Genomic DNA, 17184 nt, shown 5'->3' with positions numbered 1-17184 from the left:
TACCAAGTTGCTTAATGTAGAAGATGTGGATAATTGACATGAATCTCGACTTCCTGCGGGCGATAAACACCAAGCAAATCTCCTTTACTATCCGTGGCAAAAAGAACAGAACGTTCCTGTTCCAACACGAACGAATAAGTTCGGCCAGTGGCCGAATCCTTCACCTCGATCTTTGCATCCTGGGCATATTCCGACACGAAGGTAAAAAGTGCACCCGTAGCAAAGCTCAGTTTTCGTCCGTAGATACCCGCTAAGTCCCCACCACTAATCCATTCAAAATCACGTTCCACAAAAGCAGCATTAACCGCGTAGCGGTAAAGTGCAGCCGTAGTATCCCTACGCTCACTCAATTCAACTGGCAGTGGACTCCATAGGAGTCGACCCTTGCCCAGCGGAAGGTTCACGACAGTGTCTATAGTAGAACTTCCACCATTTTTTTGAATGATCGTTTCCTTCGTCACCTCAGCTATCCGGCGGTGGCCGAAAGAGACAGGCAGTACTTGACCTTGAAGCATAAGCACTTCTTCGCGGCGCACATTACGCAATTCACGTTTGCCAAGAATATCACTCAACCGATCCGAAGAACGCCAGTAGGCATCAATGCCTAACGGTCCAGTGGCAAGCAATACCGCTCCTGTCTCTTCAACGATATGTAACAACCGTTCCATCGCTGCATCAGCGAAGTTATGCGCGCTTGGCAGTATAATCAGCTTCGCAGGGTTCTTCTCCAAATCATCTAGGTGGTATTCAGAAGCCCCCCGAAAAGACATCTTGAGCTCATAAGACAGAATGCGGGTAAGCTCTGTTGTAGACGCAAAAGCCAACTTTCGATTAGAGAAATCATTCGAATAAGGGAACACCACCGCAATCTCTTCCAATTTCCGATTACCAAATATATCACGGATACCTTCTATAAACTTCCCGAAATCATAAGATACGTCTGCCTCAGGCTTCTCGGTTCCATCCGCTCTCAGCGCTCCGATATGGGACTCATTCGCATTATCCATATAGAAATTCGTATTCCAGATCCAGTGAATAGCTCCCGCACCTGCCGTTCCAAAAGCGTAAGCATATTTGCGTTCCAGCAAATTCCGCAGCTCTTGTTCTGAACGTTTGGCTCGGCCATCTGGAGTTTCTACATACATGACGCCAGTCTCCTGAATTAGGTTTGGCTTATTGGGGGTTTTGGCAAAAATGCCATCCCATATCAAATAGTCGTTAAACCACCAGGAGTGCACAGTAGTGTAATCTACCGCTTCCTCATAGAAAAACGGCGAAGGACGCTGCGCTCCTAGTCCCTCATCCTGGCCAACCGTAACCATCTGAGCTGGACATTGCTCCTTAATGGTATCGTATAATTGCTTCACCCAACGGTTATGCATTTCCATAGAGAACAAACAATAATCCAACCAGCGTGTCCCCCTCTTAGCACTGTGCATATCTTGTACGTCGAAGTTCATCTCTTTTGCTTCAGGCAGCCCTGCCGAAGCAAAGTCCGGAAGCTGTGCGGGCGTCATATTCCAGCGTTCCTGCAGCACTTCGATTACACCATGTCTTTCTTGTAGCCATTCCCTAAAAGCTTGTCGCTCAAAGCGATCATGGCATGAACTCGGGCCGTCCGAGAAAATACGGTCCGGATCAAACATCGACGGTTCATTAATAAGATCCCAGTCTACATTCGAAGAATCTTTATGACAAGATACAATAGACCGAATGAACCGCTTCTGAGCTTCCACACTTTGTGGGTCCAGATAAGGGTTCACCCCTCCCCACGTTTCCGGTGTGAAGGAGAAAAACGTGAACGTCACCTGAAGATCATGCTTTTTCGCCGTCATGATGAAGGCGTCGATCGCCCGCAATACTTCTTCCGAGACATGTCCATCGTCTTGCATCACATTCCGATAAGCTGTCCAGATCCCTGTACGGATCCAGTTAATCCCGGCCTTCCGCATCTGGCCCATATCACGATCCCAAACTCCGACGTTCGGCAGAAAAAGAAATTTTCGTGCCACATCACTCGCCATATAAGTCATGCCGACCACTGGTAGCGGACGCCCATCTTTTATAAAATAATCTCTGCCGCTCGTTACCGGATGGCCTGCTGCCAGCAGCTCAGGAGCATGACCCCAGAACCCTTGGCTCAGAATGCGAACCTCACCATCACTGGCTTCTGCTTCACAGACAATCTGGTAGAGGCCCCTACTTATCTCCAAAGGAATAGGCAGACGCACCATGTTTAGTTCTGCATTCGCCTTCATTTCCAAACTCTGAGACCACTTCAAAGAGGTATCTGATTCATGCTCTACATGAATTGTGAAATTCCATGTATCTTCATTTCGCATAGAAGGTCTCACTCGTTCAAGCTGCTGAATCTGAAGGGTTAGGGAAGCTCGTTCTCCTGATTCATAAGACGCGTAATTGGGCTTAACCCACATTTCCGTAACACCCTTGCTGCAGAAACGAGCCCAATTGGATATCGCGGAAGGACCTTTTTGCTCCCAAAAAGAAGCTGTTGCAGGTGTATTTACGAACAGCCAGCGTGAACCTGCATATAAACCAATCGTATTCTCCCAAAGAACCACTGGGGCAGCGGTTTCTCGACCCTCGGACGTAATTCCCTTTAAGAGCGGGTAAATCCGTGTGCTCATCGGACCTGCCGAGCCCATTTGATGTGGTAAATCACTCGTCTTTGTCGTATGTGGCACGAGGTTCCATGTGTCCGCACTCGTTAGAAAAAGAGATTCTTGACCCTTAAGCAGAGGAATGACATCCAAGGCAAGCAATGAATGGTTGCGTGAGCATTCAACACGAAGTGCCTCATGAATATACAGCTCCTGATGATAGGAAGTCTGCTCCGCTTCGACATGCCATCGGCCATTTTCCCAACGAACAGGTTGTTTGAAGGGTGCGCCTCCAATGCTAATCAGCCCGCCACCTCTTTGCAGGTATTCAAGAATGGCAATCCAGGCCGCTTTCGGGAAATAAGGGGCATGCAGATTGATGAAACAGCCGCCTTCCGTTTCCCGAAGCGTTTGTGCAAGCAGATTCTCATTTACAATAGATCCGAACTCACTCATAGATGTAATCGCATCGCTAGGAATGGGACTGGAAATTGGAAAATCAGAATCATAAAATATGATGACAGGTCTGCTCGGGCTGGTCATAGTAGTCCTTCCTTCATCGTTTTATAGACAAGTTGGGAGAACAGACTATTGGACCAGGCGAACCATTTTCTAGTGAACGTATTCGGATCATCAACATGGAATCCCTCATGCATAAAGCCAGTATCCGCATCTGTAGCTTCTAACATCTCAAGCATCTCCAGCTTTTCTTCCTTAGTTGATGCCGTCAAACCTTGCATCGATAATGCCATATGCCAGATGTAGTCTTTGGGAGTATGCGGACTGCCGATTCCCTTCGCTGCGGTTCCTTCAAAATAAAAAGGATTCTCCTTGCTCAGAGCAAATCGTCTCGTATTCTGATAAATTTGATCCTCTGCGGTTACATAGCCGAGATAAGGAATCGACAGGAGTCCTGGTGTTCCCGCATCATCCATCAAGCAGTAGTTGCCATAACCATCGGTCTCGTAGGCGTAGATTGGACCGAACTTCGGATGACGATAAATACCATACAATTGAATTCCGTGATCAATCTCAGCTTCTAATGCTTTAAGCTGTTCCAGAAATTCTAGATCACGGAATACCCATTCAGCGAATTCCTGCATATGACGTAATGCAACAACAGCGAACATATTCCCCGGGATGTTGTAATGAAAGTCGCATGCATCATCACTCGAGCGGAATCCGGACCAGACCATACCCGTGTAATTAACAGGCATACCTAGACCGTTATTACGCAGTGTATCTTCAGGAATCCCATTGTTACGCGTAAAGCGGTATGGAGATAATTCACTATGGCGCTGTTCAGTTTTGAACAGGTTGAATATTTTGAACATTGCTGCCTTAAATCCGGCGTCGAATATATCAGCCTTTCCGGTTTCTTTCCAATAGGCATAAGCCAGACGCATGGAAAAACAAAGAGAATCGATCTCGAATTTACGCTCCCACACCCAGGGGGACATTTCCGTAATATCGCTAGTGCTCCAATGCCAATCATTCGCTGTCTCATTAAACGCATTGGCGTACGGATCGATATGAATATACTCGATATGACGTTTAATTAACCCGCCAATAATCCGCTGAAGATCGGGATCGTTTTTAGCAAAGGGCACGTAGTGCATAACCTGCTCCACAGAGTCTCGCAACCAAGAAGCTGGGATATCTCCTGTAATTACAAACGTTGTCCCATCATCCATAAGCTTAGTCGTTGTCTCAAGCGTATTGGGAAAACAGTTCTTAAAAAGCTGCAACAGCTTCGGCCGATGAGCTAACTTCTCCTCTGCTTCGTTCAATACTTCTTGAACCGCTTGAGGAAGCGGCAGCTTCGGCATAGAGATGGTGGGAAGTCGGAATTGTTCCATATTCTCACTCCTTCATAATAAATGGGGATAGATAGAGAGACGGGCAGCATAGCTGCCCGTCTCCACTAATCCTATTTGTGTTACCTTTAGTGATTAATCTTAGGCGTGTTACGTTCATAGCTTATTTCTTTGTCTGGTTCCACTCATCAAGTTGCTTTTGAACTTCTGCAATGACTTTATCAAGTCCAGCTTCTTTAAATTTCTTCGCTGCTTTTGGCAGATATGTTTTAGGATCAACAGAACCTGTGTATAGCGCTGGCATAAATTCTTTAGTTACGTTGTTGATAGCCGCTACTTCTGTTTTTACAGGTGTAGGATCAAATGCAAAACCGAAGGTAGGGGCTTCTTTTGAAGAATCATTAAACTTCTTGAAAGCATCCCATTTATCAGCAGGGTCATCAGCATGCAGATAAGTCAGTAACATGTTCCCAAGTGTGAAGCCTGGCATTGCATAGCTATCTTGCATAGCTGGCAGATCTTCAATGACATTGTCGGAGATTTTCTTATAATGAGTGCCTTCAATACCATAGTTGAGCAAATTGCGTAAGTACTTATCTGTATTCAAAAGATTCAAGAACATCATCGCGCGCTCAGGATCACCTGAGGTTACGGAAATCGCGTGCATCGAACCTGCGGCGGACTGTGTATATACATAAGGCTCATGCATAGGCGAAGTTACAATTTCATAACCTGCTGAACGAGACCAACCTTTTTCTGCATAAGGCTGTGTGATTTCGCGATCGGCAAACCATTTACCGGTCTTAATGTTATCAATACCTTCAAGTGTCGCAACGTCTGGGCGTAAGTAACCTGCTGTGTAAAGTCTACGCATCGTATCTAACGATGTTGCAAGTTCAGGTGTCTCCAGAATATTAACAACCTTGCCATCTGTGGAATCCATATAGACCCCGATAGGTAGCTCATCACCTAGTACATAGTCAAATGGCATGAATGGTTTAAAGCCTTTAGGAACAGCTAGAGGTGTAATATCAGCCGGCTCGTTCTCTTTAATCGTTTTAAGAAGTGGCTCTAGATCATCCAATGTACGGATATTGGAAATGTCCATGTTATATTTATCAACATATTTCTTATTGAAGCGCCATACCCATTGCTGTCCAAGCTCCTTATTTACAGGAACACCATAGATCTCACCTTTAATCTTAGTTCCTTCTAAGAAACGAGGGTCCAAAACTTCTTTCGTTTCCTTACCATACTTATCTAGCAGATCATTCAGACCCAAGAACGTCCCATTAGCAGCGTTACGACGGAAGTCATTTGTCCAAGAAGAGGTAAAGGCAATATCATAAGGCTCACCGGAAGCGGTGATGACTTGCATCTTCTTATCGTAATCGCCCCAATCGAACATCGTAATGTTCAACGTCGCGTTAATTTTTTCTTGGGTATATTTATTAACTTCTTTTAAGACAAGATCTAAATCCTTTTGAGGTCCACCAATTAAATACATCTTCAACTCATATGGCTTTAATTCTGATGTGTTCCCTGCTGAATTCCCTGCTGCCGCTGAATTGTTTGTTTCTTTAGCAGCATTTGTATTATTATTCGAACCACATCCAGCTAGAAGGCCAGAAAAAAGCATTGTCCCTGCAAGAGCGAGTGTTAAGCCTTTTTTCATTTTCATTTCTATTTTCCCCCTTTAGATTAATGAACGCTTTATTTATATCGATTCCTGTCCTAGCGATTCGAATAAATACATCTTAGTAGTGTTACTCCTTTAAAGAGCCCACGGTTAAGCCTTGTACAAAATACTTTTGGAAGAACGGATACGCTAGTGCTATAGGTAAGGTCGCCAGTACAACCATCGCCATACGAACGGTTTCTGTTGGCAAGGTTGCAGCAATCTCAAAGCTTGATCCCATCTGCATACTGTTCTGAATGACAAACTCCATATTATTCTGAATTCGCATCAGCATCGCTTGGAGTGGAACAAGACTCGCATCATCTATATACAGCAGGGCATTAAACCAATCATTCCAATAGCCCAGCGTACAGAACAATCCAATCGTTGCAATCCCCGGTAAAGAGATTGGAAGTACAATTTGCAGGAAGGTCCGAAACTCACCAGACCCATCAATTTTGGCAGCCTCAATGAGTGCATCAGGTACGCTAGTCTGGAAGAAGGTCCGCATTACTAGAATAAAGAATGCATTCATCGCGATGGGCAATATCAAAGCCCATATCGTGTTGTACAAATGTAAAAACTGCGTAGCCACGATATAGTTGGGAACCATTCCGCCTGAGAATAACATCGTGAAGAAGGCGAAGAAGCTGAAATAATTACGATAGCGAAATGATCTTCGAGAGAGAACATACGCATAAGTTGTTATTAGAAATAAACTAATGAGCGTACCTAGTACAGTAACCATCAAAGTAACACCAAAGGAACGAAGCAATTGATCACCTGTGTTAAAAACAAACTGATAAGCTGCTAAACTATATTTTTCGGGTAACAAGCTAAATCCATTTAGAGCAAGTACTTTCTCATCTGTAAAAGAAATGGCTATGACAAACAAGAACGGAAACACACAAGTAAAAGCGAAGATGCCAATTATAATATTGAGTACCACATTCCATAAAGGAGTAATGGCGTTGTTGTCGATTTCTTTTGGCTTACGTTTGAATACTGCCATAACGTCACTAACTCCTTTCTAGAATATCGCATTCTCTTTGCTGATCTTTTTCACAATAGAATTCGTTACAAGCACCATGATAAATCCAACAATCGATTGATATAGACCCGCTGCTGTACTCATCCCTAGATTACCTGTCGTACTCATGCTGCGATAAATATAAGTATCGATAACATTCGTTACGGAGTATAGAACACCTGAATCCCGAGGGATTTGATAGAATAAACCGAAGTCCGATCTAAAAATACCACCAATCGCTAAAATCGTTAGCGTTACCATTAAAGGTTTAAGCAAAGGAAGTGTAATAAACTTAATCTGCTGCCATTTGCTGGCCCCATCAATCATAGCTGCTTCATAGTAGGACTTGTCGATACCCGCTATAGCCGCTAAGTAAACAACACTTGAATAACCAATTGATTTCCAAATCCCCATGAAAATTAGGATATATGGCCAAAAGCGAGTATCCCCATACCAGGAAATAGGATCGCCTCCGAAGTAAACAACCACTTGATTCAATATTCCTTTATCTACACTCAGAAAGCTGAAGGTAAAGAAACTAATAATGACCCAAGAAAGGAAGTAAGGCATAAACATCGCCGTTTGATAAACTTTAGCCATCCGTTTGTTCACAAGTTCATTTAAGGTGATCGCAATGCCCACCGCAAGAACTAAACCGAGAGAGATCAACGCCAAGCTATAAAGAATCGTATTTCTTGTAATGATATAGGCGTCCTCCGTCGAGAACAAAAAGTTAAAATTTTCAAGGCCAACCCACTTACTATTTAAAACGCTTGCAAAGAATCCATCCCGATGAATCTTGAAATCCTTGAATGCAATTACTGTTCCAAACATCGGTAAGTAGCAAAAGATCAGGAACCATAATGTCCCTGGTAATACCATAAACCAGAGTACTTTATCCTTAATTAAACTTTTGAAAAATGCAGGCATTATTCCACATCCCCCTTCTCTCTATCCCCAAACAACCCCTATATATCCCTTCGATCTTTTTCCCTCGCCCCTTTAACTACCCTTAATTCTGCGCTATAAAAGCGGTTTCATAAAGTTGAAAAACTCCAGAATCAGATGTAAAAATTAAAGATCCACAGCAGAAGGGACATTTAAAAAGTCTATTTCCCCTTAAATTTGAGCAAAAAAAAGGAAACATTCTCGTTATCAACGTCCATGAAGCCCGTACTTGAACGTGATACTCAGGAACATTTCCTTTATTTTAGGATTTTGCTTTTTTGTACATATTCCGAAGCTCTGTCGGCGATACACCTACTGATTTTTTAAACTGGCGATAGAAATATGCTGGATCCGGATATCCTACTTCAGCTGCAATTTCGTTGGTTAGTAACGTAGTTTGAAGCAGCAATTGTCTTGCCTTTTCAATTCGAAATTGATTAACATAATCAGAGAAACTACGGCCCATTTCCTTCTGAAATAGCTGGCCCAAATAATTAGGATGCATTTCCATACGCTGACTGAGCGTTTTCAGGGATAGCTCTTCTCTATAGTGTTTGCTTACTTGATCAACCATATATCTCATATTCGGACTGAGCTCATCATTTACTAATGATAATTGGTCCAGTGTTTCTTTCACACTTTCCTGCACATGGTGCACCAATTGCTCAATAGTATGTATGCGCAGCAATGGATTAAACACGGCACTAAAATTAGAGTTTTTCTCCATTTTCTTAGCAATCAACATTAACTCAATCGCTACGTTGTAATTATCAATGCGGGTAATCATGCCACAGCCAAACAGCTTTTCGAACGTTTCTGCGATAAATTGGTTCGTAGCCTCCCGGTCTCCAGATAATAATAATTTGGTGAATTCCTCATAATCAATTTCGAGCTTCTCCTCATGCAGAACCATCTTTGATAGTTGTTCCACATCTATAATCGGGTAACCCGGTAGCATAAGATGATCAACATATAAACTCTTCGCCTTTTTATAACTATTTGGGACTTCCTGAAAAGCATGCTCCTTACTTCCTATCGTTATCCAGACAGACTTTTCTAACTCATGCATAATCTCACATTGCACTTGCTCCAGTACACAATAAAGCTCTTCTTTGTTCTCAGCTTCAGCCCGCTCAGCAATAATAAGAACAAGATCACCTTCCATATCTATAAATACAATAACGGTTCCAAGTTGCTCTAATGATTTCACAGCGATACGATAACATTCATCCATAAGCTGATTCCTATGGAGTTTATCCTGGCCCTCATCGTCATCCTGTTCGGTGATAAGCCGAATCGCAGCCACCGTAAAAAATGAACAGTCCAGTGAGATATTTAAGACTTTTGAACGGTGCTGTAGCTCCTGCCGGCCTATATTGCCAGTTACCCAGCGGTTTAGAATATTATTGCGTAGAACTTGCCAATCATCTTTAGCATGAAATTGTTCAACATCCTCTTGATTCAGCACTTCAACAATTTGTTCAATGGTTGATTCCAACTCATGTATATTAATGGGTTTGAGAATATAATTTTCAATGCCTAGACTCATTCCAGCTTTTAAATACTCAAATTGCTCATACCCGCTCAAGATTATAAACCTCATTTTTGAATCAAAAACCTTTATTTGCTGAATCAGTTCAAGTCCCGTAAGTTTTGGCATCGTAATGTCAGTAATTAATATGTCGATCCCTTCATTATGATTGCGTAGAAATTCTAAAGCTTCTTCCCCATTAGACGCTTGTCCCGCGATTCTCAATCCATATTTTTCCCATTCAATCACTGAACGTAATCCTTCAAGAATAAGAGGTTCATCATCCACGATAAGTATATTGTGCATTATTAGTACTCTCCCTTACTACTGGTATATTCATGATGACTATTGTTCCTTTATTTACTTCACTAGCGATCGTTAATCCATATTCAGTCCCATAATAAAGTTTAATTCGTTCATTCACATTACATAGGCCTACCGAAGAAGGAGGTTCATCCATTCTCATACTGACTTGAAGCATTTGCTGTAGCTCTGTCAGCTTGCTGGCAGTAATTCCATTCCCGTTATCACTTATAGCAATTTGAATTTCCCCGCCAGATTCAGTAACTTCAATACGGATGAGATTGCCAAAACGGTCAGGTCTAAATCCGTGAACAATATAATTTTCAATGACCGGTTGGATGAGCAATTTAACGATAGAACAATTCATGGCAACTGGACTTATTTGTGATATGATTTGGAGCCTATCTTTATGTCTAATCTGAAACAGCTCCAGATACAAATTGCAGTATTCAATCTCATCAGATATTGTAACGACCATGCTTTTCTTAATCATCGTTCGAAATAATGTCGATAAAATGTAAATCATCTGACCTACATCCTTCGCTCCTTGCGTAATTGCCCGCATCCTAATCGCCTCAAGTGTGTTATATAAAAAGTGTGGATTAATCTGCGATTGAAGTGCAACTAGCTCTGCATTTTTCTGCGTAAGCTCCGAAATGTACACTTTATTAATATAGAGTTCTAACCTTTCACACATATAGTTAAAGTTGTTGGCAATTAGCTGCAATTCATCTTCTCGATTTAGGTGAATACGTGTGCTTAAATCACCTTCCTGTAAGCGCTTCATAGATTTGATAATGATCTTCACTTTTTTAGAAAAACGTAAAATAATTCCGTATGTAAAAGACATTGCAGTAATAATAAGCGCTGTGGTAATCCCGATAATCCAAGTTCGAACCGTTTTCATTTCGTTGTTGACCTGTGACTTCTGAATGATCCCTGCCATAATGAGACCTGAGCTATTCGTTGTATTTAAGTTAACCTTGGAGATCCCATCCAGTGTTGTCCAGCCATCCGCATGAAGCGCATCGAGATGTGGATATCGCTGTCCCATATACCTTCCCAATGAATCATATATAACGTCACCGCTTGGGGTTAAGACCAACAATTGACCATTATTTTCTGCAACTTTTGTGCCAAGCCATTTTGAAATAAGTTCTGCGTCAAAATCTACTATGAGCATCCCGATCGTTTTCAGTGTAATCGGATCTTTAATTTCCCTAGTCATTGTATACAAATTGTTATTGTCTTCTCTTATTTCCTTAAGCACTAATTTGGTTTCATGCGAGACCCAGCCATTCTTCGGTAAGGATAACTTTTGCTTAGAACCGTCCATGTCGCTCAAGTAGAATTGTCGGGTATTATTTTTATATAAATAATAAAATTCTTTCTCTGTACTGTATAAAATAACGTCATAAATCCCGTTTTTCTGATTCAAATAGGTTTTGAAATAAGTATCGAACGTATGAGGAACGGAGCTCCCTATGTCTGCATATTGATCTAAACGGTATTTAAGATAATCCCCATAATCATTTTGCAAAAAGTAGGACAAATCCTCACTAACAGAGGCATCGCTATAAATTTGCTGGATGGCTACCTGGATGCTTTCGTACTGCTGATTCATATACAAACTTACATAATCCAGCACCTCCCGATTGGCATCTACATGTTGGCGAGTGATCGTCTGTTCATAGTATTTATATACGGTAATGGATGAGGCAATTAACGTAATTATTATGATCGAAGAGTATATAGCTAAAATTTTATTGAACAGTTTTTTCTGCAAATGGTTTTGATAAAATTTCTTTACATTCAACAAAGCCACCTTCTTTCTGAATATCACCTTTAGGATTAGAAGCTTAACATCACACTTCTTTTTCTGCAATGGAAGCGCATGCATTTTTTAAATTATATATTCTAGCGCTCCAACTTTTCTCTCCACCGAGAGTTTACAACTCACACAAAATCGTCTATAGTTGATTTCTACCCCCCAAACAAACCTATAATAACCCAAATAGATCTTAATTTCCTCGTCCCCCATCAACATATTGGAGGGGCTATTACTCATGTTTCTAACCAAACGCAAACTCAACTCCCAACTAAACGAAATTTCCGAATATCGTTACAGGGATCGTATACACATTCCTTTTTTCAACTCTATGATTGACGAACAAGGTGAAATTGCAGCCGAACCGCCCGTGGATGGAGAATGGTCTAAGCTACGAGTTGGAGATACTTGGAAAGGCCGCGATTTGTATTTATGGCTAACAACAAATATAGAAGTACCCGCTACTTGGGCAGGCCGTAGAGTACTGGGTCGATTTGATTTTGGCGAGACGGGTGCTGGAAATAACTCCGGATTTGAATCCTTATTCTTTTTCAACGGCAAACCCTATCAAGGTGTGGATTCCAATCATACCGAAGTGTTCTTGCCAAATGAAACGGCAGGCACTCAGCTTCCACTGACCTTCCGGTTATGGTCGGGACTCGAAGGTGGCGGCCCAAAAAAGGATCAGACACATGGGATTCGCATGGCTGAAATTTGTTGGCTGGATGAACCAACGGATGATTTCTATTTTACCGCGCTTGCTGTAGTTGAGACGCTGAACGTACTCGATGCCAAAACACCAGAATATACACAACTTATGAGTGCAGTAGACCGCTCCTTTCTTCTGATCGACTGGTCTCGTCCAGGTTCAGACAACTTCTACGCTTCGATCGGGGAAGCCCGCAATTATTTGCGTGATGAAATTAACAAAATGGAGAAGTCCTCACCCGTCACAGTTACCTGTATTGGCCATACCCATATTGATGTAGCTTGGTTGTGGCAATTGAAACACACCCGTGAGAAATGTGCGCGTTCCTTCTCAACCGTACTACGTCTGATGGAAATGTTCCCGGACTATACCTTTTTACAGACTCAGCCGCAACTCTATGAATATATCAAAAATGACTATCCAGAAATCTATGAAAATATTCGTGAACGTGTGGCTGAAGGACGCTGGGAAGCTGGCGGAGGTATGTGGCTTGAGGCAGATTGCAACTTGACCTCAGGGGAGTCTCTAGTCCGTCAATTACTCTATGGAACTCGCTTCTTACGTAATGAATTTGGGGTTGAATGTGACTATTTATGGCTGCCGGACGTATTTGGCTACAGCTGGTCCTTGCCACAAATTCTAAAAAAATCAGGAATTAATACCTTCATGACCACAAAAATTAGCTGGAATCAATATAACCGGATGCCCCATGATACCTTTCAATGGCGTGGGATTGATGGCACAGAGGTGTTAACACACTTTATTACAACGCCTGAGCCTTGGTCCGAAGAAGATTCTTGGTTCTACACTTATAATGGCCGGATTATTCCTAAGACTGTGAAAGGAATTTGGGATACTTACCGGGATAAAGAAGTGAATCGCAATCTGTTACTTTCTTACGGATATGGCGATGGTGGCGGGGGTGTGAACCGTGAAATGCTAGAGATGCGCCGCAGGCTAAACGATCTTCCCGGTCTGCCGAAGATTGAAACAGGAACAGCGGGAGACTACTTCCGTACCCTGCAAGAAACTGTTGCAAATACGGATCGTTATGTCCATGTATGGGATGGCGAGCTTTACTTAGAATATCACCGCGGCACTTACACAAGCCAAGCCTACAATAAGCGGATGAACCGTAAGCTTGAACTGCTATACCGTGAGGCGGAATGGCTAAATACACTGCAAAGTGTAATGACAGGTGACTGGTCGAACTATCGTCAGACCGATTTAGACGAGGGCTGGAGAATTATTTTGCGCAACCAATTCCATGATATTATTCCGGGCTCTTCGATTCGTGAAGTGTATGAAGACAGTACAATTGAATATGCACAAGCAGAAGCAATAGGTCAGTCTGTCTGGGAGCAATCCAGTAAGGCACTTGTGAGCGGAAATGAAGCCGGTAAATATACGATCTGGAACAATGCTGCTTGGGAGCTGACAGAACTCGTAGAAATTACTGTTGAAGCCGGGATGGAAAAAGGACATTGGATAAGCTCAGAAGGAAAACAACTACAAGCTCAGCGTGAAGGTGAGCGCTGGATCGTTGAAGTATCTAACATTCCTTCTCTTGGATACACAACGATCTCCTTCGTAGAAGATGTGAATTCTAAGTCACTAAGCGCTCCATTCAAGCTAAATGAATCAGGAATCTCAACGCCTCACTTCGAAATTGAGTGGAACGAACAAGGTCAATTAGTATCCATCTATGATATAAATGAACAAAGACAAGTATTAGCAAACGGAAGTCACGGTAACGTGTTCCAAGTGTTTGAAGATAAACCCCTAGCCCATGAAGCTTGGGACATTGACATCTACTATCAGCAAAAGAAACGTGAAGTCACCGACTGCCGCAGCATTGAAGTCATAGAAAAGGGTTCACTGCGATGTGTTGTACAATTCACATGGAGTTATATGGATTCCACGATTAAGCAGCAAATGATCTTACATGCACACCATCGTCGTATCGATTTCGTGACAAAGGTAGACTGGCATGAGCGACAACAGCTAATGAAAGTAGCTTTCCCTGTTGCAATACGAGCTACCGAAGCCACTTATGATATCCAGTTCGGTAATGTTACACGTCCAACACATTGGAACACTAGCTGGGATTATGCTAGATTCGAGACTGTGGGGCATCAGTGGGCAGATTTATCAGATCGTGGTTATGGCGTTAGCTTGCTGAACGACTGCAAATACGGTTATGACATCAAGGATAATGTGATGCGTCTATCCTTAATCAAATCGGCAACGCACCCTGACCCTGAAGCGGATCAAGGTGAACATACTTTCACCTACTCTATCCTGCCTCATACTGGGGATTGGCTACAGGGTGACACCGTCCGTCAAGCTTGGTCCGTCAACAACCCTCTACGGAGCACCATGGGGCAAGCAGAAGTAGCAACCAAGTCGCTTATTCGCCTTTCTACTCAAACGGTTATGGTTTCTGCGATCAAGAAGTCTGAGGATGGTCAAAAATTAATCGTACGTGTGCACGACTATTCCGGAAGCCGCCAGCAAATTGATATGACTAGCGACTTGAATATTATTTCGTGGCAAGAGTGTAATCTAATGGAGCGTCCTGAAGGGGAAGTCCACACTGAACCTGTCATTACTTTTATACTTGAACCTTACGAACTAAAAACATTTGAAATCGAAGCAGCAAAATTAATAAAGTAACATACAAATAAAGTAACATACACAATCGAGGTGTCCCTGTAGCCATGGATCAAAGGCTGCGAGGACACCTCTTTATATATTTTCTCACGATTGTTTCTTATGCTTTTAAGTATACACCTTGTGTAATGAGTGATCTTGACGTATACTCCGAGTAAGGGAGAGATGGATATGAGAAAAATGAGGAAAATCACAATATTCACAGGTATTGGATTATTCAGCCTTGTTTTGATTGCCATGTTTGCAATCAGCGCTTTTGTAATCAAAAGACCGGCGACTACCACCCCTGTAATTGCGGAAGTGAAGCCTTACAAGTGGAATAAAGTCACGCTAGACGGAAATGTCATATCAAGTGATGGATCAGAGTATTTTTTGTGGAATAAAAAGGGTGAAAATAATAACTGGATCATCTTTTTTTCCGGTGGCGGAGCCAGCTGGGATGCCCAAAGTGCCGCACACCCCATCAAGCTTATGAACTTTATTAAAGGTGGAGATACAGGCAACTATTTCCAGAACATCCCCTTCTATATGTTGACATTGCTGAGAGGCATGATGGATACGGATAACCCTGCCAATCCTTTTCATGGCTGGAATGTGGTCTACCTTCCCTATTCAACCGGTGACTTCCATATCGGCAACCGCAAAGTTGAATATAAAAAAGATGACGGCAGCCCCTTTACTATGCGTTATAACGGCAGCAATAATGTGCGAAGCAGCCTCGATTGGATATATGCCAACGTGGATAAACCCGGCAAACTACTGATTGCTGGCGAAAGTGCCGGTGGCTTCGGGTCCGCTTTTTGGGCTCCCGAGATCGCCTCTCATTACAAGAACTCCGAGATTTTCCAATATTCAGACAGTTCCTTCTTGAAATCAGACAAGTGGCCAAATGTTGTGAAGCAGGAATGGCAGGCAGACTTCGTGAAGAACTTCGGATATGCCCCTGAAGCGGATATCATCGGGGCAGCTTTTAAAGCGAACGGCCATCTACTTCCTGCGAATGCGATAATATTGCAATCCTACTCGGTATTTGACGAGATTCTAATCCACTTTCAGAACAATATCAACGATTACAAGGGGCCAAGAGATCAAAGCATCATTAATGAGTGGTCACAGGAAATGCGGCAATCTGTTTCTTCTTTGGCAGCCACTTTACCTAATTATTATTACTATCTCACCGACTATGGACTGAACGCTAAGACGGGTACAACTCCGCACACTTTTGCCACCAGAGAGACCTTCTTTCAGGCTGAACAGGATGGTGTGAAGCTTCTGAATTGGTTAGGTGATGCGATCAACCGGCAGAACCCCTATTCAGTGGGCAGCAAATTCCTCATGAATTCGAAGCCAGCTCAGAAATAGTGCTAGAAGCAGCGGAAGAGTTGCAACAAGACAGGAGAGAAAATCAATGAATTTGCGGGAAAAGCAAATGCAAATGACAAGGGAGATCATTAAGGATACAGCGCTTAGCTTATTCTGTGCTCAAGGTATTGAGCGCACGGATATGGCACAGATTGCGGAACAAGCCGGCATCTCCCGGCGTACTTTGTATCATCATTATAAAGACAAGGAAGAGTTAGCCGCTCAAATCTATGTCCTTAATCTGGAGCGGATGTTTGGACAGCTGCTGTTTGATTTTGATTTTAAACACCCTGTACAGTCATTGGAGAACATTCTCGATAAATATCTGGCATTAAGAGATCAGCAGGAAGCCCTGATCTACTATGATGCCATTTTTGGAGTTTACTACAGCACGCTTTCCAAAAATCCCGCGGAACTTCCTGACTTTAAGCAGGCTATGGAAGGCTGGTATTCACGGTTAATTCTCCTTGAGTCCATATCAGTCGCTCCGGAGGAAAAAAATAAGTGGCTGGACATTCTGCACAAGTCCACCCACCTGTATTTCATGTATTTACAAAAAGCCGTCATTATTACTCATCAGCGGGGGGGTGTGGTTACGGAGGAAGATCGGGTTATGGACCGGCAATTCAAGGATTTCATTATGTTTGGCGTACGGCAATCCAAGAATCAGACAAACCCTTAATT

General features: G+C 42.7%; 10 protein-coding genes. 3 read left to right on the top strand and 7 right to left on the bottom strand.

Going from position 1 to position 17184, the window contains the following annotated elements; translation table 11 throughout:
• Nucleotides 1-11: 11 nt before the first annotated feature.
• The 7 genes from MHB56_RS25115 to MHB56_RS25085 form a co-directional block, all read right to left on the bottom strand.
• Nucleotides 12-3164, bottom strand: coding sequence for a beta-galactosidase (locus MHB56_RS25115; RefSeq protein WP_341144134.1), 3153 nt, complete (start codon nucleotides 3162-3164; stop codon nucleotides 12-14).
• On the bottom strand, nucleotides 3161-4480 hold the full coding sequence (locus MHB56_RS25110; protein WP_341144133.1) for a glycoside hydrolase family 125 protein: 1320 nt from the start codon (nucleotides 4478-4480) through the stop codon (nucleotides 3161-3163). Before MHB56_RS25110 ends, MHB56_RS25115 begins: the two co-directional genes overlap by 4 nt.
• Nucleotides 4481-4601: 121 nt before the next feature.
• A complete protein-coding gene (locus MHB56_RS25105) occupies nucleotides 4602-6119 on the bottom strand; it encodes an ABC transporter substrate-binding protein (RefSeq protein WP_076129999.1) in 1518 nt (505 codons plus the stop codon).
• Nucleotides 6120-6204: 85 nt separating this feature from the next.
• Nucleotides 6205-7128 (bottom strand): carbohydrate ABC transporter permease, encoded by a 924-nt coding sequence (locus tag MHB56_RS25100; RefSeq protein ID WP_038569957.1) that lies wholly within the window; start codon nucleotides 7126-7128, stop codon nucleotides 6205-6207.
• A gap of 18 nt (nucleotides 7129-7146) precedes the next feature.
• On the bottom strand, nucleotides 7147-8076 hold the full coding sequence (locus tag MHB56_RS25095) for an ABC transporter permease (protein ID WP_341144132.1): 930 nt from the start codon (nucleotides 8074-8076) through the stop codon (nucleotides 7147-7149).
• Nucleotides 8077-8356: 280 nt separating this feature from the next.
• A complete protein-coding gene (locus MHB56_RS25090; RefSeq protein ID WP_076186496.1) occupies nucleotides 8357-9931 on the bottom strand; it encodes a response regulator transcription factor in 1575 nt (524 codons plus the stop codon).
• Nucleotides 9906-11744, bottom strand: a complete 1839-nt coding sequence (locus MHB56_RS25085; RefSeq protein ID WP_175617386.1) for a cache domain-containing sensor histidine kinase — start codon at nucleotides 11742-11744, stop codon at nucleotides 9906-9908. The genes MHB56_RS25090 and MHB56_RS25085 overlap by 26 nt, the downstream gene beginning before the upstream one ends.
• Before the next feature lie 250 nt (nucleotides 11745-11994).
• Here MHB56_RS25085 and MHB56_RS25080 point away from each other — a divergent pair, with 250 nt between their 5' ends.
• From MHB56_RS25080 to MHB56_RS25070, 3 genes are all read left to right on the top strand, one after another.
• On the top strand, nucleotides 11995-15141 hold the full coding sequence (locus MHB56_RS25080; protein WP_341144131.1) for an alpha-mannosidase: 3147 nt from the start codon (nucleotides 11995-11997) through the stop codon (nucleotides 15139-15141).
• Nucleotides 15142-15309: 168 nt separating this feature from the next.
• A complete protein-coding gene (locus tag MHB56_RS25075; protein WP_179086337.1) occupies nucleotides 15310-16500 on the top strand; it encodes a pectin acetylesterase-family hydrolase in 1191 nt (396 codons plus the stop codon).
• A gap of 46 nt (nucleotides 16501-16546) precedes the next feature.
• Nucleotides 16547-17182: a TetR/AcrR family transcriptional regulator gene (locus MHB56_RS25070; RefSeq protein WP_339247881.1), complete on the top strand. Its 636-nt coding sequence runs from the start codon at nucleotides 16547-16549 to the stop codon at nucleotides 17180-17182.
• Nucleotides 17183-17184: the final 2 nt, after the last annotated feature.

The organism is Paenibacillus sp. FSL H8-0315 (assembly GCF_038005365.1).
GTDB classification, from domain to species: Bacteria; Bacillota; Bacilli; order Paenibacillales; family Paenibacillaceae; genus Paenibacillus_AQ; species Paenibacillus_AQ odorifer.
The sequence above is the reverse complement of the archived record's forward strand: the minus strand, read 5'-3'. Positions and strand labels throughout refer to the sequence as shown.